Source organism: Streptomyces lacaronensis (genome assembly GCF_047337785.1).
GTDB lineage: Bacteria > Actinomycetota > Actinomycetes > Streptomycetales > Streptomycetaceae > Streptomyces > Streptomyces lycopersici.
The window spans coordinates 2,018,086-2,041,778 of sequence record NZ_JBLHDK010000003.1 but is presented as its reverse complement, the minus strand read 5'-3'; the positions used below and the strand labels follow the sequence as shown (position 1 = coordinate 2,041,778).

20 protein-coding genes are annotated in these 23,693 nt (G+C 73.7%); 5 read left to right on the top strand and 15 right to left on the bottom strand.

The window, feature by feature from the left end; genetic code table 11:
* Window positions 1-13: 13 nt before the first annotated feature.
* From ACMTAK_RS08885 to ACMTAK_RS08865, 5 genes are all read right to left on the bottom strand, one after another.
* Window positions 14-871, bottom strand: coding sequence for a lysophospholipid acyltransferase family protein (locus tag ACMTAK_RS08885; RefSeq protein WP_413805688.1), 858 nt, complete (start codon window positions 869-871; stop codon window positions 14-16).
* Window positions 868-1,623 carry a GNAT family N-acetyltransferase gene (locus ACMTAK_RS08880; RefSeq protein ID WP_413805687.1) on the bottom strand — a complete coding sequence of 252 codons (756 nt, stop codon included), beginning with the start codon at window positions 1,621-1,623 and terminating at the stop codon, window positions 868-870. Before ACMTAK_RS08880 ends, ACMTAK_RS08885 begins: the two co-directional genes overlap by 4 nt.
* 202 nt (window positions 1,624-1,825) lie before the next feature.
* Window positions 1,826-2,527 (bottom strand): peptide deformylase, encoded by a 702-nt coding sequence (locus ACMTAK_RS08875; RefSeq protein ID WP_413805686.1) that lies wholly within the window; start codon window positions 2,525-2,527, stop codon window positions 1,826-1,828.
* A 992-nt stretch (window positions 2,528-3,519) separates the two neighbouring features.
* Window positions 3,520-3,984 (bottom strand): DUF2267 domain-containing protein, encoded by a 465-nt coding sequence (locus tag ACMTAK_RS08870; protein WP_413805685.1) that lies wholly within the window; start codon window positions 3,982-3,984, stop codon window positions 3,520-3,522.
* Between the two features lie 61 nt (window positions 3,985-4,045).
* Window positions 4,046-4,594, bottom strand: a complete 549-nt coding sequence (locus ACMTAK_RS08865) for a winged helix-turn-helix transcriptional regulator (protein ID WP_413805684.1) — start codon at window positions 4,592-4,594, stop codon at window positions 4,046-4,048.
* Between the two features lie 141 nt (window positions 4,595-4,735).
* Between ACMTAK_RS08865 and ACMTAK_RS08860 the strand changes: the two genes are divergently transcribed.
* Both ACMTAK_RS08860 and ACMTAK_RS08855 read left to right on the top strand, forming a co-directional pair.
* Window positions 4,736-5,506 (top strand): class I SAM-dependent methyltransferase, encoded by a 771-nt coding sequence (locus ACMTAK_RS08860; RefSeq protein WP_413805683.1) that lies wholly within the window; start codon window positions 4,736-4,738, stop codon window positions 5,504-5,506.
* Between the two features lie 50 nt (window positions 5,507-5,556).
* Window positions 5,557-6,060 (top strand): NUDIX domain-containing protein, encoded by a 504-nt coding sequence (locus ACMTAK_RS08855; protein ID WP_413805682.1) that lies wholly within the window; start codon window positions 5,557-5,559, stop codon window positions 6,058-6,060.
* Window positions 6,061-6,088: 28 nt separating this feature from the next.
* Here ACMTAK_RS08855 and ACMTAK_RS08850 read toward each other — a convergent pair whose 3' ends face one another.
* Complete coding sequence (locus ACMTAK_RS08850; protein WP_413805681.1) at window positions 6,089-10,678, bottom strand: glycoside hydrolase family 2 TIM barrel-domain containing protein; 4,590 nt, start codon at window positions 10,676-10,678, stop codon at window positions 6,089-6,091.
* A 191-nt stretch (window positions 10,679-10,869) separates the two neighbouring features.
* Here ACMTAK_RS08850 and ACMTAK_RS08845 point away from each other — a divergent pair, with 191 nt between their 5' ends.
* Window positions 10,870-12,582, top strand: a complete 1,713-nt coding sequence (locus tag ACMTAK_RS08845; protein ID WP_413805680.1) for a sensor histidine kinase — start codon at window positions 10,870-10,872, stop codon at window positions 12,580-12,582.
* A gap of 234 nt (window positions 12,583-12,816) precedes the next feature.
* Here ACMTAK_RS08845 and ACMTAK_RS08840 read toward each other — a convergent pair whose 3' ends face one another.
* On the bottom strand, window positions 12,817-13,821 hold the full coding sequence (locus ACMTAK_RS08840; protein ID WP_413805679.1) for an Acg family FMN-binding oxidoreductase: 1,005 nt from the start codon (window positions 13,819-13,821) through the stop codon (window positions 12,817-12,819).
* A 123-nt stretch (window positions 13,822-13,944) separates the two neighbouring features.
* Window positions 13,945-14,649 carry a response regulator gene (locus ACMTAK_RS08835; RefSeq protein ID WP_413805678.1) on the bottom strand — a complete coding sequence of 235 codons (705 nt, stop codon included), beginning with the start codon at window positions 14,647-14,649 and terminating at the stop codon, window positions 13,945-13,947.
* 147 nt (window positions 14,650-14,796) lie between these two features.
* On the opposite strand from ACMTAK_RS08835, the gene ACMTAK_RS08830 reads away from it, so the two are divergent.
* Window positions 14,797-15,378, top strand: coding sequence for an Rv1733c family protein (locus ACMTAK_RS08830; RefSeq protein WP_413805677.1), 582 nt, complete (start codon window positions 14,797-14,799; stop codon window positions 15,376-15,378).
* Window positions 15,379-15,459: 81 nt separating this feature from the next.
* Here ACMTAK_RS08830 and ACMTAK_RS08825 read toward each other — a convergent pair whose 3' ends face one another.
* From ACMTAK_RS08825 to ACMTAK_RS08795, 7 genes are all read right to left on the bottom strand, one after another.
* Window positions 15,460-16,125: a CBS domain-containing protein gene (locus ACMTAK_RS08825; protein WP_413805676.1), complete on the bottom strand. Its 666-nt coding sequence runs from the start codon at window positions 16,123-16,125 to the stop codon at window positions 15,460-15,462.
* Window positions 16,097-17,500, bottom strand: a complete 1,404-nt coding sequence (locus tag ACMTAK_RS08820; RefSeq protein ID WP_413805675.1) for a nicotinate phosphoribosyltransferase — start codon at window positions 17,498-17,500, stop codon at window positions 16,097-16,099. The genes ACMTAK_RS08825 and ACMTAK_RS08820 overlap by 29 nt, the downstream gene beginning before the upstream one ends.
* A gap of 66 nt (window positions 17,501-17,566) precedes the next feature.
* The gene (locus tag ACMTAK_RS08815) at window positions 17,567-18,400 is read right to left on the bottom strand and encodes a universal stress protein (RefSeq protein ID WP_413805674.1); all 834 of its coding nucleotides are present in this window, start codon (window positions 18,398-18,400) and stop codon (window positions 17,567-17,569) included.
* Between the two features lie 16 nt (window positions 18,401-18,416).
* Window positions 18,417-19,484 (bottom strand): alcohol dehydrogenase catalytic domain-containing protein, encoded by a 1,068-nt coding sequence (locus ACMTAK_RS08810; RefSeq protein ID WP_413805673.1) that lies wholly within the window; start codon window positions 19,482-19,484, stop codon window positions 18,417-18,419.
* Between the two features lie 78 nt (window positions 19,485-19,562).
* The gene (locus ACMTAK_RS08805) at window positions 19,563-20,417 is read right to left on the bottom strand and encodes a universal stress protein (RefSeq protein ID WP_413805672.1); all 855 of its coding nucleotides are present in this window, start codon (window positions 20,415-20,417) and stop codon (window positions 19,563-19,565) included.
* A 526-nt stretch (window positions 20,418-20,943) separates the two neighbouring features.
* A complete protein-coding gene (locus tag ACMTAK_RS08800; RefSeq protein ID WP_413805671.1) occupies window positions 20,944-21,849 on the bottom strand; it encodes a universal stress protein in 906 nt (301 codons plus the stop codon).
* Window positions 21,846-22,448 (bottom strand): CBS domain-containing protein, encoded by a 603-nt coding sequence (locus ACMTAK_RS08795; RefSeq protein ID WP_413805670.1) that lies wholly within the window; start codon window positions 22,446-22,448, stop codon window positions 21,846-21,848. Before ACMTAK_RS08795 ends, ACMTAK_RS08800 begins: the two co-directional genes overlap by 4 nt.
* A gap of 256 nt (window positions 22,449-22,704) precedes the next feature.
* Between ACMTAK_RS08795 and ACMTAK_RS08790 the strand changes: the two genes are divergently transcribed.
* Window positions 22,705-23,592: a universal stress protein gene (locus tag ACMTAK_RS08790; protein ID WP_413805669.1), complete on the top strand. Its 888-nt coding sequence runs from the start codon at window positions 22,705-22,707 to the stop codon at window positions 23,590-23,592.
* Window positions 23,593-23,693: the final 101 nt, after the last annotated feature.

Genomic DNA, 23,693 nt, shown 5'->3' with positions numbered 1-23,693 from the left:
ACCCGAGGTCTTCTCAGCGTGCCAACCCGAGGGCGGCGACCTCGTGATGGAGGGGCAGCCGCGCCCCGCACACGGTCGCCTGGGCCTGCGCCGCGACCCGGCGCCGGTCGTCGACGTCCCCCATCGGCCGCAGCGGCCGGTGCACAGTCACCCGCACCGTGAGCCCGTCGGCGCGGATCACCCGGCGCAGCGAGTGGCCGAAGTCGTCCTCGCCGACGAAGGCGGCCACCGTGGTCGGGGCGCCGTGCTGGACGTAGTCCAGAGTCACCGGGCGCACCGGCGCGCCCGCGTCCAGCGCGGCCTGGAAGGTGGCCCGGCGGAAGCTGCCGCCGGTGCCCGCACACCAGGTGATGCCCTGCGGGAAGGCCATCACCGACTGGCCGTCGCGCAGCCGGGCCGCCATCTCCCGTACGGTCGCGGGGAGTTCGCGCAGCGAGTCGCGGTCGATGTACAGCGTTCCCGCCCGGGTGACCATGGGGCCGATCAGCGGCCAGCCCGCGATCTCCCGCTTGGCGAGCATGACCACGGGCTCCATCGACAGCAGCGCGATGATGTCAATCCAGGAGATGTGGTTCGCCACGATCAGCGTGCCGGTGGTCCCCGGGGCGCTGAGCGTGCTGTCGCCCGCCACCTCCAGCCGGATGCCCAGGGAGTCCAGCAGCGTCGCCGCCCGCGCCCGCAGCGTCTCGGGCTCGGCGATCCGCCGGCCGGACACCAGCGCGCCCAGCACCGCCCGGCCGAAGACCGCGGTCCGCCGGGCGACCCGGGTGGCCGGGACGCGGTCGGCGGCGTGGGCGACACAGCCGGTGGTGCACGGCGACCAGGCCGCCCAGGCGTGTGCGGGCAGACTCATCGCGGTCGGGACGGTCACTGGGGTTCACCCAGGAAGTAGCGGCGGTAGCGGTCGTTCATCCGCTCGGTGTCCAGCAGCACGAAGAAGTCGGCGTCGTTGAAGGCCCGGTCGTGCTGCGGGGAGCCGCACATCCAGGCGCCGACCCGCAGATACCCGCGCAGCAGCGGCGGCAGATCGGCGTAGCCGGGCTCGCCGTCCAGCGGCCGCGAGGGTATCCAGGGGTCGAGCGGGTGGACCCGCATCTCCGGCGGGGCGGCGTGCTTGGTGGTGCCGAGCAGCCAGGCGTTGGCGGCGGCCTGCTCGCCCTCGGCCAGCGGCACCGAGGCGCAGCCCGCGAGATAGCGGTGGCCGGACAGCAGTACATAGCGGGCCAGACCGGCCCACATCAGGTTGATGACGGCACCCGAGCGGTGGTCGGCGTGCACACACGCGCGGCCGGCCTCGACCATGGACGAGCGGACCTCGGCCGGAAGTCCGCGCAGATTGAACTCGGTGTCCGAGTAGAGCCGCTCACTGCGCCCCGGGGGCAGCAGCCGGTAGGTGCCGACCACGGTGTCCGTCGCCGTGTCCGTGACGATCAGGTGGTCCATGACCTCGTCGAACTCGTCCACGTCGCGGCCGTCGACCGCCGCGTCCAGCCGGCCGCCCCTCTCCTCGCCGAACACCTGGTAGCGCAGCCGCTGGGCGGCGTGGATCTGCTCCTGGGTGTGGGCGATCGAGGTGACGTACGAGCTGGTGGGCGCCGTCGTGGACGTCGTGAGCACGGGCATTCCTGTTCTCCGTTCGAGGGAAGTCAGGAGCGGTGGGGACTGGGGAAGAGCGGAAGAAACGCCTCACTCGCCGTGCGGTACGCGGAGGCGGCGCGTACCGGGGCGTCCACCAGTCTTGCCGTGGCGACGTACGTCACAGTGTCCGTGCGGTGATTCGGCGACTGCCAGTCGATGACGAAAACATGCCGCAGGTCGGCCGTGGTTACGGAGCGGTAGTGCCGGTGCCGCCGCTGTCATCGGTGGCGCCGGTGGCGCTGGTGGCGCCGGTGGCGCCCGGGAGCGGGAAGCCCAGCGAATGGGCCGCGGTGGCGGGGGTGGGCTGGGACCAGTAGTCGCTTACCGCCTCGGCCGAGGACAGGGAGCGGGTTTCGGCCAGATCCAGATAGAGGACGCCGTCGAGGTGGTCGGTCTCGTGCTGGACGATCCGCGCGGGCCAGCCGGTGAACTCCTCGTCCAGCTCCCGCCCCGTCTCGTCCTGCCCGCGCAGCCGGATCCGGTCCGGGCGGCCGACCACGGCCTGCCAGCCGGGGATGCTCAGACACCCCTCGAAGAACGCCGCCCGGCCGTCGCCGACCGGTTCGTAGCGGGGATTGACCAGCACCCGGTACGGCTGCGGCACCCGGCCGCGCGCCTCGCGCACCTCGGCCGTCACCTCCGCCGGGTCCTCGATCACCGCCAGCCGCAGCGGCACACCGATCTGCGGGGCCGCGAGCCCCACTCCGGGCGCGGAGTGCATGGCTTCCCGCATCGCCGTCAGCAGCCGGTCCAGCTGGTCCGCGGCCAGCTGGCCCTCGTACGGCAGGGCCGGTCGCCGGAGCACGGGGACGCCCGCGGAGAGGATCGGCAGCGGGCGGGTCCCGGAGAGCAGTTCGTCGACGAGCTCGGACAGGGTGGTGGTCGGCATGGGGGACAGCCTGGCAAGACGATCACGCCACGGCAATTCGGGGGCGGGGGCGGGGTTCGGGTGCCCTCGTGTAGGGGTGCTTCGGGTGCTCACCATCGGACAAAGGTGAACAGGGCACCGATGGGGTCCGTACACGCTGAGGAGCCGCCGGGGAACATCCCACGCCCCCGCGGCTCGGCCGAGTCTCCCGGCTCGGCCGCTGCCGCTCCGCGGTGCTCTCCCCGTTGTGCACGCGGGGCGGCAGCCTTCCCGGCCTTACGCGGTGGGGCGGCGGCCCTTCCGGCCCTACGCGGTGGGGCGGCGGCACGCCCAGCCGCGGGGAGTGTCCGGCGGAGCTCGGCGCCTGCGGCGGGCTGGTCCCCTCCCCGCCCCTTCCCGAATCTGGGGCTCCGCCCCAGCCCCCGGCCGGGGTTTCGCCTCGGGCCCCCGGGGGGGCTCGCCTCAGGTCCGGGGCGGGGTTTCTCGCCTCGGGTCCAGGGCGGGGTGCCTCAGGCTGCGGGCGGGAGTTTCGCCTCGGGTCCAGGGCGGGGCGCCTCAGGCTGCGGGCGGTGCTCCGCCCCCAGGCCCTGGGCGGGTGCTGTACCCCAGGCCCTGGGCGGGTGCTGCGCCTCAGGTCTTGGGCGGGTGCTGCGCATCAGGCCCCGGACGGTGCTCCGCCCCCAGGCCCTGGGCGGGCGGGTGCTGCGCCTCAGGCTTAGGCGGGTGCTGTACGCCAGGCCCTGGGCGGGTGCCGGCTCCGCCCCATATCGGGGCTCGGACCCGGGCCCCGGGGGCCCAGGGGCGGAGCCCCTGGTATCGGGGAGGGGCGGGGAGGGGAAAGGTCCCGCAGGGCACCCCGTAGGCGGGCCGTGAGGCCCTGGGCGGGTGCCAGCTCCGCCGCGTATTGGGGCTCGGCCCCGGGCCCCGGGGGTCCTGGGGCGGAGCCCCTGGTATCGGGGAGGGGCGGGGAGGGGAAAGGTCCCCCAGGGCACCCCGTAGGCGGGCCGTGAACCCTACTCGGTCCGCGAGTCCGGCTCGGTCGGCGCGTTCTGCTCGGCCCGGGACTTCGGCAGCAGCTCCCGGATGTCGTTCGGCAGCACCCCGTACAGCTTCTCCATCAGCTCCGGGTCCACGGCCGAGTCCAGCACCTCGAAGAAGGCGGCCGCCTCGCGCAGCGCCTCCTCCTCGGTGCGCTCGCTGCGCCAGGCGATCCGGCCCGCGAAGCCGGTGAGGTCGAACCGCTCGCCGTGGTCCCGCCGGTACGCCCGCTCCTCGGGCGAGCCCTCGTGGGAGGCGGCGACGCGCCGCAGCGGCTCCGCCGCCTCCTGCGGCAGCTGGGCCGCCATATGGTCCGCCAGCCCGTCGGGGATGCGCTCGGCGAGCGTCTCGAGCGTCGCCCGTACCGCCCGCTCGGCGGACTGCCGGTCGGGGAGCTGGGCCCGGGCCTGGACCAGGCCCGTCATTTCTTCGTAGCGCATGGTCGGCGCTCCTCGTGGTCGGGTGCCCGGCTTGCTGTGCCGAGTGCCCCGTGCCGTTGGCTCAAACCGCCGCCGGGCGCCCGCCCTCCGGGTGCCCGGCCCCCGGAGTGTCCTCCCGTGCGGCGAGCAGCGGGCCCAGCACCCGGGTGCCGGGGCCGGTGCGTCCGCCGGGGCCCGGGAGCTGGGTGGTGTTGCCGACCGTCAGGGGCTCCCCGCAGTGGGCGCACGCGGACACCGGCGTGGTGTCCCGCCCGCAGCCGAGATGGCGGATCCGGGCCGGGGGCCCGGCGGGGCCCGAGTACCAGCGGTCGCCCCACTCCATCAGCGCGAGCAGCACCGGATAGAGCTCCTCGCCCTTGTGAGTGGCGCGATAGTGCTCACGCGGCGGCCGCTCCTGGTATCGCTCCCGGACCAGCACCCCCTCCTCGACCAGCCGGGACAGCCGGGCGGCCAGGACCTTACGCGATATGCCCAGGTCATGGGCGAGATCGTCGAAGCGGGTGACCCCGGTGAGCACATCCCGCATGATCAGTGCCGTCCAGGCGTCGCCGAACAGATCGGTGGCACGGGCGATCGAACAGGCCACATCGGCGAGCGGAGTACGGGTCATGACCCGACCCTACCCGAGTTCCCTGAGGGAACTTAAGGGTGTTAGGTTTCTTCGGGGAACCCGGCAAGCCCGTCCGGGCCGCCCCAGGCACCGGTGAATCCGCGAACCCGCGAATCCGCGCACCCCGTGAGGGAGAAGACGATGGCCGCCGCCCCGCACATCGAACTGGACTCACGGTCGCCCGAGGCCGTCGACGGCCGTCAGATCAGGGCCGTCACCTTCCAGGACAGCCGTCTGGAGTACATCCGCACCACGCTCAAGAGCGTGGACCTCTCCGGGGCCGGAAGCCGCGCCGTGGTCGTGGGCAGCGGCCGCGGGCTGCTGGCCCGCGGGGTGGCCGGTCTCGGCTTCGACGTCGTCGCCGTCGACCCCTCCGCCACCGCGACCGAGATGGCGCGGGAGGCGGGCGAGCGCGAGCACCCCGGGATCGACTACCGCACCGCGCCCGCCGAGCGACTCGGCCTCGCCGACGGCGCGTTCGACCTCGCCTACTACGCGGACACCTTCGAGATCACCCCGGATCTCGACCGGGTGCTCGCGGAGGCCGCCCGGGTGCTGCGGCCCGGCGGGGTGCTGATCTACGACACCGTCAACCGCACCCTGCTCTCCCGGCTGATCTACCTCGGCGCCTTCCAGCGCGTCCCGATGACCCGGATCATGCCCGCCGGCCGCTACACGGCGGCCCGGCTGCGCACCCCCGCCGAGCTGACCGCCGCCCTGGAGCGGCAGGGGCTGCGCAACGAGGACGTCTGCGACTTCAAGCCCAAGGATCCGCGCAGCCTGGTCAAGGCCACCATGGCGCGCCGCCGGGGGCGGATCACCGATGAGCAGATCCCGCCCATCGTCGACTTCGTCCTCGCCCCGGACGCCCGGCCACTGGTCACCTACCTCGGCTACGCCCGTAAGGGCTGAACGGTGAGCCCGGTGCCCCGCCCCGGCCGCCTGGGCGCACACTGGGCACCGTGACTCCTCAGCGCAGCGCCGGACTCCTGCTGTACCGGGGCGCGGGCCCGGCCGTCGAGGTTCTGCTCGCCCATATGGGAGGCCCGTTCTGGGCCACCAAGGACGAGGGCGCCTGGACGGTGCCCAAGGGGGAGTACGACGAGGACGAGCCCCCGGAGGCCGCCGCGCGCCGGGAGTTCCAGGAGGAACTCGGCGTGGCCCCGCCCGGCGGGGAGCCGGTTCCGCTGGGCTCCGTGACCCAGACCGGGGGCAAGCTGGTCATCGCCTGGGCACTGGAGGGCGAACTGGACCCGGCGGAGATCACTCCCGGCACATTCGCCATGGAGTGGCCGAAGGGCTCCGGCCGGATGCGGGAGTTCCCCGAGATCGACCGGGTCGCCTGGTTCGGCCTGGACGAGGCCCGCCGGAAGATGGTGACGAAGCAGCGGGTGTTCCTGGACCGGCTGGAGGAGCTGCTCCGGAGTGCGGAGGGCGCGGAGGGCGCGGGCCCCGGCGGCGAATGACCGGGACCCGCGCCCACCGGATGTCATGTCATCGCGTTCCGCAGTGCACCGTGGCCGCTCCCCAGTCGGCGTGGTCATGCGCGTTGCCGTCGCCGCCGTCGGTGACCCGCAGCCGGAGCCGCTGCGCGCCCTCGACCCGGGCCTCCACCGGTACGGCCGCATCCGAGCCGCGCACCGTCTCGCCCCGGTACACCCGCTCGCCGTCGGCGTAGACCTCGAAGACGACGCTGCCGTCGGCCCCCACCTCGTCGTCCACGCCTGTCCGCGCGGTGAACGTCGAGCAGTTGCCGCCCAGGAAGACCTCGACCGTGGAGTCGGCGTGGGTGCCGAGACCGCGCTCGTGGGCCGTGCCGTCGATGGTGAGGGTCTTGCCGTCGCCCGGGGCGGACTCGCCGTTGCTGCGGTCGCGTTCGACCGGGCCCCAGCCGTTGTCCGCGGTGATGAAGTCGAGCGTGGACACCGCCGTCTCGCCGCGTGGCGGGGGAGGCGTGCCGTCGAGCTCGGCCGATGCCGAGCCGCTCACCCGCGCGCCACCGGCCGAGGTCGCGCGGACATCGGCCACGGCGGGCCGCGGACCGTCCGGGCTGCCCTCACCACGGCTGATCGTGGTCCGTACGGTCGTGGTCCGGCCCGCCGCGAGATCGCCGAGGTCGAAGGTGCCGGGCTCGGCGGTCCACCCCTCGGCCAGGCCGAAGGCGGCCGTGACATCGCGCAGCGGGGTGTCACAGGGGTTGGAGACGGTCAGCTCGGCCGAGGTGGAGCCGCCCGCCGGGACCGTGGTGTCGGCGGCGGTGAGCTTCGCCTCGGGGGCGCAGACCACCGGGCCGCGCGGGGTGCCGGTGCGGGCCTCGGCGCCGGTGAGCGGGCGCAGCCGCAGGGTGTAGGCGTACTCCTGGGCGGGCCGCACCTGGTACTCGGGCAGCACGGTGTGGAACGTCTCGCTCACCCCGCTCACCGCGTGGTCAAGGTGCAGGGTGTTGCCTCCCGGGTCCTCGCGGAGGGCGAACGGGTAGGCGGCGCGGTCGATCCCGGTGTAGGGGGTCACCCCGGCCGAGAAGTCCCCGGACACCAGGAGCCCGCCGCTGCCGTCGGACAGCGAGGCCCAGCGGACGTCCTCGTGGTTCCCGTAGTCCTGCGGCTTGGTGTATCCGGCGAACTGCCCGTCCACGTCGGTGGAGTACACCCCCACGGGGGCGCCGTCCTTACGGTCGTTGTAGTTCTCCTGCGGCCCGCGCCCGTACCAGCTGAACCGGTCGTAGCGGTCGGGTATGCGCAGCGAGAGCCCGATACGGGGCAGATAGGGCACCTTGCGCGCCGCGCCCCGGGCCTCCACGCGGTGGTCGAGGCGCAGCTCCCCGGAGCCGCTGACGGTGTACCGCAGGGTCTGGGCGAACGAGGAGTCCTTGACGCCGGGCGCGGCGGCGGAGGAGGGCACGGTGACGACGACCTCGCCGTTGCGCTCGTCCACCGTGACCTTGCCCGGCTTCGTGCGCAGCCGGTCCAGGCCCGCCTCGCGCCAGGGCCCCTCCTCGGAGCCGATCTCATTGCTGACCGGGGCACGCCAGGCGTCCAGCTCGGGGCCGGAGCCGAGCAGCTCCCGGCCACCGGACTTCATGGAGACGAGCTCGCCACTGGCCCGGTCGAAGCCGTAACTGAAGCCGTCGCCGGTGACCGTAAGGCGGTCGCCGGAGGTGGTGGCCTTCACCTTCCCCGGTGCCCGCGCGGGTGTCGTGCCCGCGAGTTGGCGGCCGCCGATGTCGAACTGCTCGACCGCCACCCGGTGTCCGGCCTTCGCCCAGGCCGTGTCCGCCGCCTGCACCGCCTCCACGGTCAGCTGCCGGTCGGCGTCCCTAGGGTTGGCGGGCGGCTTGGGCAGCTGGAGGGTGCTCCGCTCACCGGGGGCGAGGCCGAGGCCGCGGCTGCCCTGGGCCAGGGTGCGGGCGCCCTCGGTAATGCGCCAGCGCAGCCGGAGGTCGCCGGTGCCGGTGAAGGACCGCTCGTTGCGTACTTCGACCCGCCCCGCGCGTGCCTCGTCGCCCGAGATCCGGATCGGGGCGTGGACGGCCGCCATGGTGCGGGCCTCCGGCTGGACGGTGCGGTCGGAGGAGACCACCCCGTCGACCCCGCCGGTTCCGGCGCCGTAGGACAGGAAGTCCCCCTTACGGTCGAGCCGGTCGAAGTCGAGTGCCAGCACCGCGTCCCCGCTGGGGTCGGCGGCCAGCTGATCGGGGCTCAGCGCCTCGTGGTAGACGCGGACCTGGTCGACGGAGCCGTGTGCCATCCGGGTGCGGATGTTCTCCTGGTCGGTCTCCGGGTTGCGGCCGACGTTCACCGGCTGCGCGGAGTAACCCACGCTGCCGGTCCAGTCGGCCGACGCGGTCTGCTTGCCGTCGATGAGCAGCCGGAGCGTCCGGCCGTCGAAGGTGGCGGAGACGCGGTGCCATGAGCCGTACCAGCCCTCTGGGACATCGGCCGACACGGTGTGCCAGTCCCCGTCGCCGTAGACGAAGAACTCCAGGGTGTCCTTGTCGCGCATCTTGAGCGCATAGCTGTGGTCGCCCTTGGCGATCATGGTGAAGGAGCCGGTCCAGTCGGCGGGTTTCACCCAGGCGTCCAGGGTGAGGGCGTCCGACACCGCGTCCAGCCTCGGGTCGCGGTAGACCTCCACGAAGTCGTCAAGACCGGACAGCTCCAGCGCCTTGCCGCGGTGGCCCGCCACCAGACCGGGCTTTCCGGAGACGTACGAGAGGATGTCGTTGCCGGAGGAGTCGGGGGTGGTCAGCAGTGGCTGGGTGATGTTCTGCTCCGCCCAGTCCCAGATATAGCCGCCCTGGACCTGGGGGTACTTCCGCACCACGTCCCAGAACTCCCGGAAGTTGCCCAGCGAGTTGCCCATGGCGTGGGCGTACTCACCCATGATGATCGGCTTGGTGGTGGCCTTCGCCTTCTCCTCGAGACCCGAGGGGGAGGGGTAGCGCGGGCCCCAGACATCGGCGAACGGGGCGTCGCCGTCCGGGCTGTTGGGCTGGTGGTAGACCGGCCGGGCCGGGTCCTCGCGGTCCAGGAAGTCGGCCATCGCGTAGTGGGCCTTGCCCAGTCCGGCCTCGTTGCCGGTGTCCCACATCAGCACGCTGGGGTGGTTCTTGTCCCGCTCGTACATCGCGGTGAGGCGGTCCATGAACGCCGCCTGCCACTCTGGCCGTTCCGCCAGACAGTCGTCCGGGCAGGCGTCGTGATGGTGGGTCTCGATGTCCACCTCGTCGTCGATCCACAGACCGCGCGCGTCGGCCAGCTCGTAGAGGTATGGATCCGAGGGGTAGTGCGAGGTGCGCACGGAGTTGATGTTGAGCTGCTTCATCAGCGAGACGTCGGAGGCGGTGCGCTCACGGGTGGCGTGGCGGCCGGTGTCGGGGTCGGTCTCGGAGCGGTTGACGCCCTTGACGAGGATGCGTTTCCCGTTGACGAGGAGCTGTCTGTCCTTGATCTCGATCTCGCGGAACCCCACGGGCTGTGCGGTGGTGTGGGTGACCGTGCCGTCGGCGCCGGTGAGCCGGACGACGAGGGTGTAGAGGTGCGGTGTCTCATCGGTCCACTTGGCCGGGTTGGTGACCTGGGCGGTGAGGGTGGTGGAGCCACCGCCGCCGCCCACCGTCCCCGACATCGTTGTCACCTTGCGTCCGCGCTCGTCGTAGAGGGTGCCGAGGACCTTACGGTCGTCCGAGGCGCGCTCCGGGCCCTTGGCGGCCACCTCGACCTCGGCGCTCAGCCGGGCGTCGCGGTACTGGGCGTCCAGATCGGTCTTCACGGTGATGTCCCGCAGATATTCGGCCGGGGTGGAGTACAGCCCGACCGAGCGGAAGATGCCCGAGAACCGCCACTGGTCGTAGTCCTCCAGATGCGACCCCGAACCCCAGCGGTGGACCTGCACCGCGATGGTGTTGCGGCCCGGGTGCAGCCGGTCGCCGATGTCGAACTCGGCCGGGGTGTAGCCGCCCTGGTCATAGCCCGCGTAGGAGCCGTTCACCCACACCAGATAACCGCTGGTGACGCCCTCGAAGCGGAGGAACGTCCGCCGTTTCTCCCAGCTCCTGGGCAGCTCGAAGGTCTTGACGTAGGCACCGGTCGGATTGACGTCGTGCGGGACCTTCGGGGGGTCGTCCGGATACATCTCGGTGGGGATGTTCCGGAACACCGGATGGTCCAGGCCGTCCGTCTGCCAGGTGTGCGGCACGCTCACGCTGCGCCAGCCGCCCTTGGAGGTGTCGTAGCCCTCGGTGAAGAAGTCCTTCGGCACCTCCTCGGGGCGGTCGGACATGTGGAGCTTCCAGGTGCCGTCGAGCGAGGCGGTCCAGTGGCTCTTGGTGCCGCCTTCGAGGGCCTCGGCGGTGTCGTCGTACGGGGTCAGCCGGGCGTGCGCGGGCTCCTGTCCGACCGCGGTGACCTCGGGGTCCTCCAGCAGCTTGGACACATCCGCGGGGGGATCGGGGGTGTCCGCCGCTGTCGCCGGGGCGGCGGGGACGGCGAGCGCGAGGGCCAGGGCGACGGCGGCGAGCCGGGGGAGCCGGGAGAGCGAGGGGAAACGGGGGAGGGGGAGGCGACGTCGGGGGCGTCGGGACATCTGGTGGTCCACCCTTCTGTGGGTGTGGAAACGCTCCAGAACGAACAGACCCGAACATTAGCCAACGCGCACCCTCGCGCCAAGATGTCTCGCAGTACTCACCGTCGGCCCGGCGCGGCTACCGTGAAAGAAGTGAGGGCCGTGCGGAATGCCGTGCCGAGCGCGGCGGGGCCGACGGAGGCACCGTGGGTATGGAGAGCGCGAGGAGTACGGAGTACCTGCCCCGGCTGCGGCTGGACGAGCTGCTGGAAGAGCTGCAGGTGCGCATCGACGGGGTGCGTGGCACCCAGGACCGGGTGCACAGCCTGCTGGAAGCGGTGCTCTCGGTCGGTCGGGAGCTGGATCTCTCGCATGTGCTGCGGAGGATCGTCGAGGCCGCGGTGGTGCTGGTGGACGCCGAATACGGGGCGCTGGGCGTCATCGGCGAGGACCAGCGACTGGCCGAGTTCCTGCCGGTGGGCGTCGGCAAGGAGCGGGCCGAGGCGATCGGGCGGCTGCCGTCGGGCCACGGGCTGCTCGGCGAGCTGATCCGCCACCCCAGGCCGCTGCGGCTGGCCGAGCTCTCGGAGCACCCGGCCTCCTACGGCTTTCCGCCGAACCACCCGCCCATGCGCTCCTTCCTCGGAGTGCCCATCCGGGTTCGTGACGAGGTCTTCGGCAACCTCTACCTCACCGAGAAGCGCGGCGGTAAGGAGTTCGACGGCCAGGACGAGATGGTGCTGTCCACCCTCGCCGTGGCCGCCGGGGTGGCCATCGAGAACGCCCGGCTGTACGAGGAGGCCCAGCACCGCCAGCGCTGGCTGGAGGCGAACGCCGAGGTCACCCGCAGCCTGCTGTCCGGAGTGGACGAGACCAGGGTCCTGGAGCTGATCGTCGAGCACGCCCGCCGGATCCTCTCCGCCGACCTCGGCGTGCTGATGCTGCCGGTGGCCGGCACCGACGAGCTTCAGGTCGCACTGGCGGCGGGCACCGACGCCGAGGCGCACCGCGGTCTTGTGCTGCCCCGCCGGGGCACCTTCGGCGGCGCGGCCTTCACCGCCTCCGAGCCGGTCACCAGCACCGATGTCCAGAACGACCCGCGGATCACGGTCGGCCCGCAGCGCTGGGACGGGCTCGGCCCGGCCGTCGCGGTGCCGATGCGGACGAGGGACGGGGTGGGCGGGGTGCTCTCGCTGGCCCGGGTGGCGGACAGCCCCGTCTTCACCCAGATCGAGACCGATACCCTGCTGGGCTTCGCGGGCCAGGCGGCGATCGCGATGAAACTGGCCGAGCGGCGGCGCGACGCCGAGCAACTCGCCCTCCTCGAGGACCGCGACCGGATCGCCCGCGATCTGCACGACCTGGCCATCCAGCGGCTCTTCGCCGCCGGGATGACGCTGCAGTCCACCCTGCGGTTCGTCCAGCACCCGGAGGGCTCCGAACGGCTGCTGCGGGTGGTGGACGACCTGGACGACACCATCAAGATCATCCGCTCGACGATCTTCGGGCTGCGCTCGCACGAGGCGGGCCCCGCCGTCCAGGGGCTGCGGGTCCGTACCGCGAAGACCATCGAGGAGGCCGTGCCCGCGCTCGGCTTCACCCCCTCGCTGCGCACCGAGGGCCTGGTCGACACCGATGTGCCGCGCTCGGTCGCGGACGACATGGTCGCCGTGCTGGCCGAGGCGCTGTCGAACATCGCCCGGCACGCGGAGGCCGACGCCGCCGAGATCTCCCTGATCGTGGCGTCCGGGCGGCTGACCCTCACGGTCACGGACGACGGGGTGGGCATCCCCGAGGGCGGCCGCCGCAGCGGACTGCGGAACATGGCCGAGCGCGCCGAGAAGCTCGGCGGTGAGCTGGAACTCGGCGAGCCGCCGGGCGGCGGCACCCGCCTGGTGTGGGGCGTACCGCTGCCGGAGCGGTAGGCGGTGGCCGGGCCGCGGCGATGGGCGCCGGCCGGGGCGCGGTGAGATGGGGGTGGCCCGTGGCGTGGCGGTCGGCGGTTGCTTGTGGCGCGGCGGTAGGCGGTGGCTCGTGGCGTGGCGTGGCGGTAGGCGGTGGCTCGTGGCGCGGCGCGGCGTGGCGTGGCGGCAGGCGGTGGCCGGGCCATGGCGGGCGGCGGTCGCGTGGTACGGCGACGAACGCCGGCCCGTGGTGGGTCAGCGGTGCCTGTCCAGCGCCTCGGCCGCTCCGCTGCGCGGCGTGGCCGGGCCCACCGACCCGTAACCCAGCCGGATCAGCATCTGCACATGGCCGGGCGCCGGACGGGTGTCGCTCAGCGACCACCGCAGATCGGACCACTCCAGCGCCTGGTGCAGCAGGGACGCCCGGACCGCGTGCGAGGTCGCCAGCAGCAGTACGTGTTCCAGCGCCTGCCCGGCCCGCAGCCAGTCGGTGCGCCGGTCCTGGTCCGTGGTCAGCACGGCGATGGTCGGGTGGGGCTCGAACGGGGCGGCGGCGGGCCGATCGTCGCCCCGGCGGCCGTCGGGCCGCGGGCCGAGGTAGTCACGCATCGGCAGCCGTCCGGTGGCGTCCCGTGGGCCGAGGGCGTTCGGGGGGATTCCGTACGGCCCGGTGTCGCGGATCCAGGTACGGCTCTCGGCGGGCCGGCGCGGGTCCCCGGAGACGCGCCGCTCCGCCTCGGCGGTCAGCCGCAGCAGCCATGCGGTCTCCTCGGGGTCCGCCAGCCACAGCGTGGCCCCGTTCGCGCGCGCCGCCTCCGTCAGGTCGCACAGCACCCGTGCGGGCAGCCGGCGCGCGGAGTACGGGGAGCGGCTGCTGTGCCGCCGCCAGATGACGTCGTACAGGTCGTCACGCCCGTCGTCATGGCGCCCGGTGCGGTCGGTGGGCGACGCGGCCAGGCGCACCGTGGCCAGCAGATCGGGCTGCGACCGGAACGGCAGCAGCCGGACCACCGGGTCCCAGCCGAAGTGGGCCACGGCGACCCGCAGGTTGAACACGGCGGCCCCGGCGGAGACACTCAGCGCCCGGCCCATCGGATCGGCGTACCGCAGCGCCCGCTCGGGGGCGGCCCGGACCTCCAGGGTGACGGTGTCGGGGTTCAGCCGGTAGCGCCAGGGCTGGGTGTTGTGGATGGAGGGAGCGGCCACGGCCGCGGAGATGAGCTTCTCCAGGATCGCCGCGTCGAGCGTTGCGGGCTGCATGGGGTCCTCTCCTCGCCGGTGGGCCGTCAGTGGTGGTGGGCCGTCCATCAGGGTGGTCGAGCCGTCAGCGGTACGGGCAGGGCCGTACGGCCCCGGCCCCGGGCCATCCCGGGCCATTCGGCGTCATCCCGGATGGCCGTCGTCGGGGCGCGGGGACGAGTGGGTCGCCAGCACCGCCGCCTGGATGCGGCGCTCCACACCCAGCTTGGCCAGCAGCCGGGAGATGTGGTTCTTGACCGTCTTCTCGGACAGGAAGAGCCGCTTGCCGATCTGCCGGTTGGTGAGCCCGTCCCCGATCAGCACGAGGATCTCCCGCTCTCGCGGGGACAGCCCGGCCAGCACCTCGTCCCTGGGCTCCTGCGGGGCGGTGTCGCCCCGCAGGGTGCTCATCAGCCGGGCGGTGGTGGCCGGGTCCAGCATCGACTGGCCGGAGGCCACGGTGCGCACCGCCGAGACCAGGTCCGACCCCTTGATCTGCTTCAGCACATAGCCCGCCGCCCCGGCCATGATCGCGTCCAGCAGGGCATCGTCGTCGTCGAACGAGGTCAGCATCAGACAGGCCAGACCCGGCATACGGGACCGCAGCTCACGGCAGACCGTGATGCCGTCCCCGTCCGGCAGCCGTACGTCCAGGATGGCCACGTCGGGCCGCAGCGCCGGGCCCCGGGCCATCGCGTGGTCCACGGTCCCGGCGTCGCCGACCACCTCGATGTCCGGTTCGGCGTCCAGCAGATCGTGCAGTCCGCGCCGGACGACCTCATGGTCGTCGAGGACGAACACCCTGATGGGCGTCGCCGGTGTCGCTCGTGTCGCTTCGGTCTCCGTCATGGGCTCTCGCACCGTTCGTCCGCCGTCCGCCCGGCCCCCGGTGGGAATCCTGGCGCAGCAGGTCAGCGCGGTACCAGGGCCGAACGGGCCCCCAAGGGGGCTGCCCGGCCCTCGTCCCGCCCTCCCCGCGCGTGCGACGGTCACGACATGGGCACGCAAGTGCAGGGGCGGCGGATGTGGCGATGGCGGCGCAATCCGCTCAGACGCCGCTCGGATGTGATCGAGGCGTGGGTCGTGCTCGTGACCGGCCTGGTGATGGCGGTCGGCGGCCCGGCGGCCGGGGTGGCCGCGGGCACCGCCGTGGACGCGTCACTGCGGCAGGAGCGGGCGGACCGGCACCGGGTGCCCGCGGTGCTCAAGGAGGACGCGCCCGTCGCACAGCCCGCCGCCGACGGCTCCACCACCGGCCAGGTGCGCGCGATCGTCCGGTGGACCGGCCCGGACGGCGCCGTCCACACCGGTACGGCACGGGTCCACGAGGGGAGCAAGGCGGGCACCGCCACCGAGGTCTGGACCGATGGCCGGGGCCGCCTGGTCCAGCGGCCGCCCACCCCCGAGCAGATCGCCACCCGCGCGGTGCTCGCCGGGACGTCCGCCGCGGCGGGCGTGGGCGCGGTGTCGCTGGCCGGACGCGGCGTGGCGCGCTGGCGCCTGGACCGCGCCCGCACCCAGGAATGGGGCCGCGCCTGGGCGGAGGTCGGCCCCCGCTGGAGCCGCCACATCCGCTGACGCATGGCCGCGCCCGGACGGTCAGGAACCCTGCGCGGTGCTCATTGGCCTCCCGGCACCTGGGCCCGCCGGACGGCGCGCCTACCGTCGCTGGGTCGTATGGGGCGCCGCCGTGAGCTGGTTGTCGAAGTCGACCACGCCCTCGATCGCGCGGATGAGGCGGGCCGCCGCCGGGATGAGGACGGCTTCCTTGACCCGTCCGGTCAGGGTGACCACGCCCTCGTTCACGCTCACCCGGACGGTTTCGCCCTGGGCCGGGAAGAGATGGGTCACCACTTCGCGGCGCACCTCGTCCTCGATGTCCTCGTCCGGCCGCAGGAACACCTTCAGCAGGTCGGCGCGGCTGACGATGCCCTCAAGTCTCCCCTCCTCGTCCACCACAGGGAGCCGCTTGACCCGCTTGTGTGTCATGATCCGCGCGGCCTCGGCGAGGGTGGCGCCCGCGCGGACGGTGATGGCGGGGGACGTCATCAGCTCATCGGCCGTCACCGCGCCCGCCTTGGCGACGCCGGGGAGGTCACGCAGCTGCGCCACCCGCGCGGGATCGCTGTCGCGGAACTCCTCCTTGGGCAGCAGATCCGCCTCGGAGACCACGCCGATGACCCGGCCCTCGCCCTCCAGCACCGGCAGGGCGCTCACCCTCCACTGCTCCAGGGTTCTGACGATCTCCTTGAACGGCGCTTCGCGGCCGACGGCGACGACGGTATGGGTCATCACATCACTCACGATGTGCGCACTCCGGGGCACGGCATCCTCCTTCGTCACGCTGCCTGTCTTCCGCCCGCCTCGCGGCGCCGGCCGCCGACCGGACCTCGATCCGGCGGCGCACCTGACCCGCCAGCCGGGCCAGCCCGGCGGAGGTGGAGGGCCGGGGCGGGACCGGGTGGCGGATCCGCCGGGCGTGCGGCGGCAGCCCCGCGAGATCGGTGTCGAACCTCCGCCGGGCGCGGTCGAGGGTGTCGGGGGCCGCGGTCCGTACGCCCTCCCGCATCACGGTCTCCAGCAGCGGCGCGCCGCCGTGGGGCGGAAGCTCCTCGCGCTCGCCGATCACATCGGCGAAGCCGGGGCGCCGCCACACCTGCTTGCCGCCCGGGGCCGTGGCTTTGGCCGAGGACAGTTTCATCACCGGCCGCCCGTCGTAGGCGACCAGCTTGTACGCGGTGTCGAGGGAGGCGGCGTCGGCCGACACCCCCATCCGGGTGCCCACGGCGTAGACATCTATCGGCGCGCCCGAGTGGATCAGTTCCTCGATGGCGTACTCGTCGAGCCCGCCGCTCGCCACGATCCGGGCCTCCGGCAGCCCCGCCGCGTCGAGGATCTCCCGGGCCCGCACCGCCTCTTCGCCGAGGTCGCCGCTGTCCAGCCGGATCGCGCCGAGGGGCCCGGGGTCCAGCTCGCGCAGCACCCGCGCCGCGGTGGCCACGCCGGTCGCCGTGTCATAGGTGTCCACCAGGAAGGTGACCGGGCCGGGGTGGGTACGGGCGAACGCGCGGAACGCGGTCTCCTCGTCCGGGAACGCCTCGATGTACGAGTGCGCCATCGTCCCGGTGGCCTCGATCCCGTAGGCCGCGGCCGCCGCCACGTTGCTGGTCGCCGTGAAGCCGGTCATCGCGGCCAGCCGCGCCGACTGGAGCCCGGACCAGGGGCCGTGGGTGCGGCGCAGCGAGAAGTCCACCACCGGGCGCCCCTCCGCGGCGACCACACACCGCGCCGCCTTGGAGGCGATGGTGGTCTGGTGGCTCAGCTGCCCCAGCAGATACGTCTCGACCAGCTGGGCCTGCGGCAGCGGCGCGGTCAGCTCCAGCAGCGGCTCCCCGGCGAGGACGATCCGCCCCTCGGGCACCGCCCGCACCCCGCCGTCGAAGCCGAGCCCCAGCAGCGGTTCCACGTCCTCGTACGGACGGCACATCGCCGCGGCGTACGCCGCCACGTCCTCGGGCTCCACGCGGAAGCCGGACAGGAAGTCCAGCGCCGGTTCCAGGCCCGCGGCCACCAGAAAGCCCCGCTCGGGCGGCAGATCGCGGACGTAGAGGTCGAAGGTGGCCGGGGCGGTCATGCCCTCGCGCACATACGACAGGGCCATCGTCACCTCGTAGAGGTCGGTGGTCATCGCCTCCGACACGTCACCTTCGCCTCCCTCCGGACATCGCCCGTTTCCCTCCGGGCATCACTCGTCTCCCTCCGGGCATCAGCCGCGCGGGACGACCGCCACCGGGCACGGCGCGTGGTGCACCGCCGCGTGGATCACCGAGCCCAGGTGGGGGACGGGGCCCGGCTCCGTCTCGTCGCGGCCCAGCACGAGCAGCCCCGAGCCCGGCGCGGTGTGCACCACGCCGAGCGCCGGGCGCTCCGCGGTGAAGGCCTCCGCCACCGGCACCCCGGGGTACTGCTCCCGCCAGGGGCGCAGCGCCGCGTCCAGCGCGCCCTCCGCCCCCGGCTCCTCCTCGTCCCCCGCTGCCTCCTCGACCCCCGGCCCGTTCGTGCCCGCGTGCACGGCCCGCAGCACACCGCCGCGCCGGGCGGAGGCGTCGAAGGCGAACCGCAGCGCCTCCTCGTTCGGCCGTCGCAGGGACACTCCGACGGCCACATCGGCGGTCAGCGGCTGGTCGTCGGCGTGCACCATGATCACCGGGTGTACCCCGTGCGCGAGGATCTGGCGGCCGGTCGATCCGAGGACGAAGCCGCCGGGGGTGCCGCGGCCGCGCGAGCCCAGTACCAGCATCTCGGCGTCCCGGGCCGCGTCCAGCAGGGCGGGTACGGTCTCGCGCGGCACCAGCTCGGCCGAGACCCGCAGCCCCGGGTGGGTGTCGCGCAACTCGTCCACCAGGTCGGTCAGCAACCGCTGCGACCAGTAGCTCTGGTCGTCCTCGTGGGGGAGGGCCGGGGCCGGGGGCGACGGCGGGTTCCAGACGTGGATCAGACGCAGCCGCAGATCGCGCAGCACCGCCTCGCGCGCCGCCCAGTGCGCGGCCGGCGGGCTCTCGGCGAAACCGTCGACCCCGACGGTGATGGGTGCTCCCATGCGCATCGCCTCCCGCTCACGTCCCCCGGGCCACCAGCGGACGGGCGGCCTCGCCGAGCGCGATCTTGATCGCGCCGGTGTCGGCGGCGTGGGCGAAGATGTCGTAGGCCTCCTCCATCTGGTCCAGCTCGAACAGATGGGTGATCAGCGTGGACGTGGGCAGCCGCCCGGCGCACAGCAGGGAGAGCAGGGTGGGGGTCGAGTAGGTGTCGACCAGCCCGGTGGTGATCGTCACGTTCTTGATCCACAGCTCTTCGAGATGCAGCGTCGCGGGCCGGGCGTGCACCCCCACGTTGGCGATCCGGCCGCCCGGCCGCACCATCCGGGTGCAGGTCTCGAAGGACCGCGGGCTCCCCACGGCCTCGATCACCACATCGGCGCCGAGCCCCTCGGTGAGATCGTCGACCAGCCGCTCCGGGTCCTCGGCGGAGTCCGCCACCGCGTCGGCGCCGACCCGCTTGGCGGCGTCCAGCCGGGCCGTGTCCGGATCGACGGCGATGGTCCGGCCGGGGGAGAAGAACTGCGCCGTGGCGATGGAGGCCAGCCCGACGGGCCCGGCGCCCACCACGACGACCGTATCGCCCGGCCCCACCCGGCCGTTGAGGACGCCCACCTCGTACGCGGTGGGGAAGACATCCGCCAGCAGCACGGCGTCATGGCCCTCGGCCGACCCCGTCAGCGGATGCGTGGACAGGTCGGCGAACGGCACCCGCACATACTCGGCCTGGGTGCCGTCGACCGTACGGCCCAGGACCCAGCCTCCGCCGCCACGGCACTGCCCGTAGCCGCGCTCCCGGCAGAAGCGGCAGTGGCCGCAGGCCGAGATGCAGGAGATCAGCACCCGGTCGCCGGGACGGATCCCGCGGACGTCGGCACCGGTCTCGACGACCTCGCCGACCCCCTCGTGACCGAGCACCCGGCCGGGCTCGACGTCCGGCATCTCGCCGCGGAGGATATGCAGATCGGTGCCGCAGATGGTCGTGGTGTCGATCCGGACGATCGCGTCGGTGGCGGCCTCGAGTTCGGGGTCGGGCACCTGCTGCCAGGAGGACCGCTCCGGCCCGTGGAAGACGAGTGCTTTCATGGCCGTTTCCCTTTCCTCCGGTTTCCTCCGATTGTCTTGAGTCGCCTTGGGCGCCTCGTCACGTCACGGGGCGGGGGCTCATCGCTGGGGCACGACCGCGACCGGGCAGGCGGCGTGGTGCGCCACGGCCTGGGTGACCGGCCCCAGCCGGGGGCCGAACCCCACCCGGCGCGGACCGCGGCCCACGACCATCAGCGTCGTACCCGCCGCCGCGGCCACCAGCCGCCGGGCCGGGCTGTCCGACGCGACCTCCTCGAAGACCCGCACCTCGGGGTGCTTGTCCCGCCACGGCGCCAGCACCTCGCCCAGCGCGAGCTCCGCCTCCTTGCGCGCGTCGCTCAGCCCCACGTCCACCACCCAGGGGGCGTCGCCCCGGATGGCGGGGACCCGGTCGGCGTAGACGGCCCGCAGCACACCGTCGCGCCGGGCGGCGGCGTCGAAGGCGAACTCCAGGATGTCGTCGCACGGCTCGCGCGGCTCCACGCCGACCACCACATCGCCGTGCCGCTCCTCGTGCCCGTCCGCCCGCACCAGGACCACGGGGATCATGGAGCGCGCGGCGAGCTCCAGGCCCACCGAGCCGAGGAAGAAGCCCGCGACCACGCCGATCGAGCGGGACCCCACCACCAGCAGCTGGGCCTGCTCCGCCTCGGCCAGCAGGACGGGCGCGGGCAGACCGGAGATCTGAGCGGTGAGGATCGTCGTCTCCGGGTGGTCGGCGTCCAGCTCGGCGTGTGCCGAGCGCAGGGCGCGCTCGGACCAGTACTGCCAGGCGGCCTCCCGGCCCGGGGTCAGATCCTTCTGCTCGGGCCCAGGCCACGCGTTCACCAGCCGAAGTGGCGCACCGCGCGAACGGGCCTCATGGGCCGCCCAGCCGGCGGCGGCCAGACTCTCGTCGGAACCGTCCAGTCCGACGGTGACGGGGCGCGCCATCGCTGTCTCCTTCCCGGCGGGCCCACTCGGCACCTCGGTTCAACCCCCGGGGCGTGCGGACCGCTCATGGCGCCGGGGGCGCCCACTTCTCGCGGGCCCTGATTGCGCGGTGCGCGGTAGTGGGATCTCCGCTTCTCCGCGTCTGCCGGTTGCCCCCGGTGCCATCTCCAGCGGACCATGACCGGGCCGCCGCCGACAGGGCCGACCGGTCCCGGGGAGGCCCCGGGGACCAGGTCTTACGGCCCTTTCCGCCGCCCGGGTTCGACCCGGCGCCCCTGAACATCGCTTCATGAAACAGTTGCGCCAGATCAAGCGTTTTTCGCGAGGGGGTACCGGACCCGCCGCCCGCGGTCCGGAGGAGCTTCGGCCACCGAGTCCCGAAGCCGCCACCGGTCCCGCCCCCACCGGCCCGGCGGCCGGTGGCGAGACCCGAGCCCCCGCCCCCTGCCCCGCTGCTCAAAGGCGCCGAAGGCGCGAAACGAAACCCGCGCTCTACAACCGATCGGTGTCTACAACCGATCGGTGTCTACTCGACCGGTACCAGTACCACCGGGCAGTGCGCATGGTGCAGTGCCGCATGGGTGACGGGACCGAGCTGCATGCCGAGCCGGGGCGTCCGCCGGTGGACGGCCAGCACCAGGACGTCCGCCGCCCGCGACGCCTCCACCAGGGCCTGTGCGGGGGCGCTGTGGGTGGTGTGCTCCCGCACCCGGACGTGCCCGAACTCCTCGCGCAGCCCGGCCACCATCCCGTGCGCCACCGTCTGCTCCCGCTCGGCGCGCAGCGCCACCACCTCGCGTGCGGGCAGGGCGTGATCGCCCGCGAAGACCCTCGGCTTCGGCCAGGCGTAGAGCACCCGCAGCCGGGCCCGGCGCCGGGCGGTCTCCTCGAAGGCGAAGCGGGCCGCCGCCGCGTCCGCGCCGCTCTCCACCCCGACCAGCACCTTGCCGTGGCCCTCGGGCCCGTAGGCCCCCGTGGACCCGCCGCGCACCACCAGCAGCGGGCGCCGGGTGTGGGCGGCCAGCCGCAGCCCGACCGAGCCGAGCAGCAGCCCGGTGAAACCGCCGAGCCCTCGGGTGCCGATGACGATCAGCGAGGCGTCCTCGCCGATCCTCAGCAGCTCGGGCACCGCGTCCTGGGCCGTCAGGGTGGGCACGATCCGCAGCTGCGGATCCTGCTCCTGGGCCCGCGACATGGCCAGCCGCAGCACGGTCCTGGCGATCTCCACCGCGGGCCGCCGCGGCTCGCTGTCCGGGTCGAAGGCCAGCGGGTCGGTCCGGGCCCAGGGCCAGGCGTGCACGATCTCCAGCGTGGCGTCACGCCGCCGCGCCTCGGCGACCGCCCGGTCCAGCGCGGCCCAGGCGCTGTCGGAGCCATCCAGGCCCACCACCACCCGGCCGTCCCGCAGCGGCTTGCCGGCCGGGCGGGTCATCGCCGCGCACCTCCCCGGCCCGTGGAGTCGTCGACCCGGTAGCTGAGCCGGTCGACCACGGCCACCACGCCGTCCACCTGCCCGGTCATCCGGACAGCGATGGGGATCTCGCTGTGCCGGTCCAGCCGCCCCTCCAGCCGTACGACCCCGTCGGTCACGGTGACCGTGACGGACTGCGGGCCGAGCCACAGCGACCGGACCAGCACCTCGTCGATTACCTCGGCGCGGATCTCGTCGTCCGGGCGGAGGAAGACCCGCAGCAGGTCCCGGCGGGTGACGATGCCGATCAACCGGTCCTCCTCGTCGACGACGGGCAGCCGCTCGACGCGATGGCGGTCCATCGCGCGGGCCGCGTCCACGATGCTGTCCTGGGGGCGCACGGTGACCGCGGGGCGCGACATCAGCTCTCCGGCCGTCCGGGCGGGCTCGCTGAGGTCGGTCCCGGTGATCATGCCGATCACCTTGTCGTCCTCGTCCACCACGGGCAGCCCGCTGAAGCGGTGCCGGGAGAGCAGCGCACCGACCTCGTCGAACGACGTCTTGGAGCTCACCCGGACGACGTCGTCGGTCATCACATTGCCGATCTTGCGGTGCTTCATTCATGCCTCCCCGGTCCGCTCCCAGCGTGGGACGGCGCTCCGGCCCCCTTCTTGGGCTGCCCGGGGTGCGCTCGGGACCGTTCGGCCCGAACGGGTGCCCTGGGCCGAACGACCCCTGACAGGGCCGAAACGCCCCTCGCGTGGAATCACGCACGGGCACGAGGGTGAAGGCATCGGGACGGGGGCGCGTGGTGACAGGGGGCGCGTGGGCGTTCGGCATGAGCGCGGGATCGCCGCGCGGAAGGTGGTGGGAACGGTGGAGCTGCCCCTCGTGGTGGGCGTCGACGGCTCGCACCACAGCCTCCAGGCGGTGGACTGGGCGGTGGACGCCGCGGCCCGGCACGCGGTGCCGCTGCGGCTGGTCCACGCCTCGCTGTGGGAGCGGTACGAGGGCATCGCGCCCGCCGCCGACCCCGAGCGCCCCTGGGAGCAGATCAGGGACGAGGAGATCGCCGCGTCCGCCGCGGAGCGCGCCCGCCGCCGCGGGCCCGATGTGAAGGTCGCCGCCGAGGTGCTGCCGGAGGACCCGGTGGACGCGCTGCTGCGCGCCGGGCGGGAGGCCTCGGGCGTGGTCGTCGGCTCCCGCGGCCGCGGTGAACTCGCCGGGCTGCTGCTCGGCTCGGTGAGCCTCGCGGTCGCCGCCCGCGCCACCTGCCCGGTGACGGTCGTACGGGGCGGTGAGCCCAACCGGGGCGGCGCCTTCGGCCGGATCGTGCTCGGCGTGGGCGAGCCCGGCGAGGCGGGCGGTCCATCGGCCGCGGCCCGGTTCGCCTTCCACGAGGCCGGGGCGGCCGGTCGCACGCTGGAGGCCGTACGGGCCTGGCGCGCGCCCGCCGGTGAGGTGACGGATGATCTGCTGCTGGAGGGGGACCCGGTGCGTGCCCACTGGGCACGGGCGGAGCGGACGCTGGAGGACGCCCTGCGGGCCCCCCGACGGGAACACCCCGAGGTCACCGTGTACCTCGCGACGGTCGAGGGCACGGCCCGCAAGGCGCTCCTCCACGCGGCCGCCACCGCCGATCTGCTGGTTCTCGGCGCCCGCCGCGGCCACGGTCACACCGCCGGGCCGCAACTCGGCCGCATCGCCCACGCGGCCCTGCACCACGCGCCCTGCCCGGTGGTGATCGTGCCGGAGCGGAACTGAATTCGTGCCGGAGCGGCACTGAACGGCAGGCCGCACGACCGGCGGCACGACCGGCGGGTACACAACTGGACACCACGAGACGGGCACGTCACCGCAGACCA

Excerpts from the sequence above, each read along its gene's own strand:
- ACMTAK_RS08880 (WP_413805687.1), bottom strand. The coding sequence starts at position 1,623 with ATGCCCGTGCTCACGACGTCCACGACGGCGCCCACCAGCTCGTACGTC.
- ACMTAK_RS08875 (WP_413805686.1), bottom strand. The coding sequence starts at position 2,527 with ATGCCGACCACCACCCTGTCCGAGCTCGTCGACGAACTGCTCTCCGGG.
- ACMTAK_RS08870 (WP_413805685.1), bottom strand. The coding sequence starts at position 3,984 with ATGCGCTACGAAGAAATGACGGGCCTGGTCCAGGCCCGGGCCCAGCTC.
- ACMTAK_RS08865 (WP_413805684.1), bottom strand. The coding sequence starts at position 4,594 with ATGACCCGTACTCCGCTCGCCGATGTGGCCTGTTCGATCGCCCGTGCC.
- ACMTAK_RS08860 (WP_413805683.1), top strand. The coding sequence starts at position 4,736 with ATGGCCGCCGCCCCGCACATCGAACTGGACTCACGGTCGCCCGAGGCC.
- ACMTAK_RS08850 (WP_413805681.1), bottom strand. The coding sequence starts at position 10,678 with ATGTCCCGACGCCCCCGACGTCGCCTCCCCCTCCCCCGTTTCCCCTCG.
- ACMTAK_RS08845 (WP_413805680.1), top strand. The coding sequence starts at position 10,870 with ATGGAGAGCGCGAGGAGTACGGAGTACCTGCCCCGGCTGCGGCTGGAC.
- ACMTAK_RS08840 (WP_413805679.1), bottom strand. The coding sequence starts at position 13,821 with ATGCAGCCCGCAACGCTCGACGCGGCGATCCTGGAGAAGCTCATCTCC.
- ACMTAK_RS08835 (WP_413805678.1), bottom strand. The coding sequence starts at position 14,649 with ATGACGGAGACCGAAGCGACACGAGCGACACCGGCGACGCCCATCAGG.
- ACMTAK_RS08830 (WP_413805677.1), top strand. The coding sequence starts at position 14,797 with ATGGGCACGCAAGTGCAGGGGCGGCGGATGTGGCGATGGCGGCGCAAT.
- ACMTAK_RS08815 (WP_413805674.1), bottom strand. The coding sequence starts at position 18,400 with ATGGGAGCACCCATCACCGTCGGGGTCGACGGTTTCGCCGAGAGCCCG.
- ACMTAK_RS08810 (WP_413805673.1), bottom strand. The coding sequence starts at position 19,484 with ATGAAAGCACTCGTCTTCCACGGGCCGGAGCGGTCCTCCTGGCAGCAG.
- ACMTAK_RS08805 (WP_413805672.1), bottom strand. The coding sequence starts at position 20,417 with ATGGCGCGCCCCGTCACCGTCGGACTGGACGGTTCCGACGAGAGTCTG.
- ACMTAK_RS08800 (WP_413805671.1), bottom strand. The coding sequence starts at position 21,849 with ATGACCCGCCCGGCCGGCAAGCCGCTGCGGGACGGCCGGGTGGTGGTG.
- ACMTAK_RS08795 (WP_413805670.1), bottom strand. The coding sequence starts at position 22,448 with ATGAAGCACCGCAAGATCGGCAATGTGATGACCGACGACGTCGTCCGG.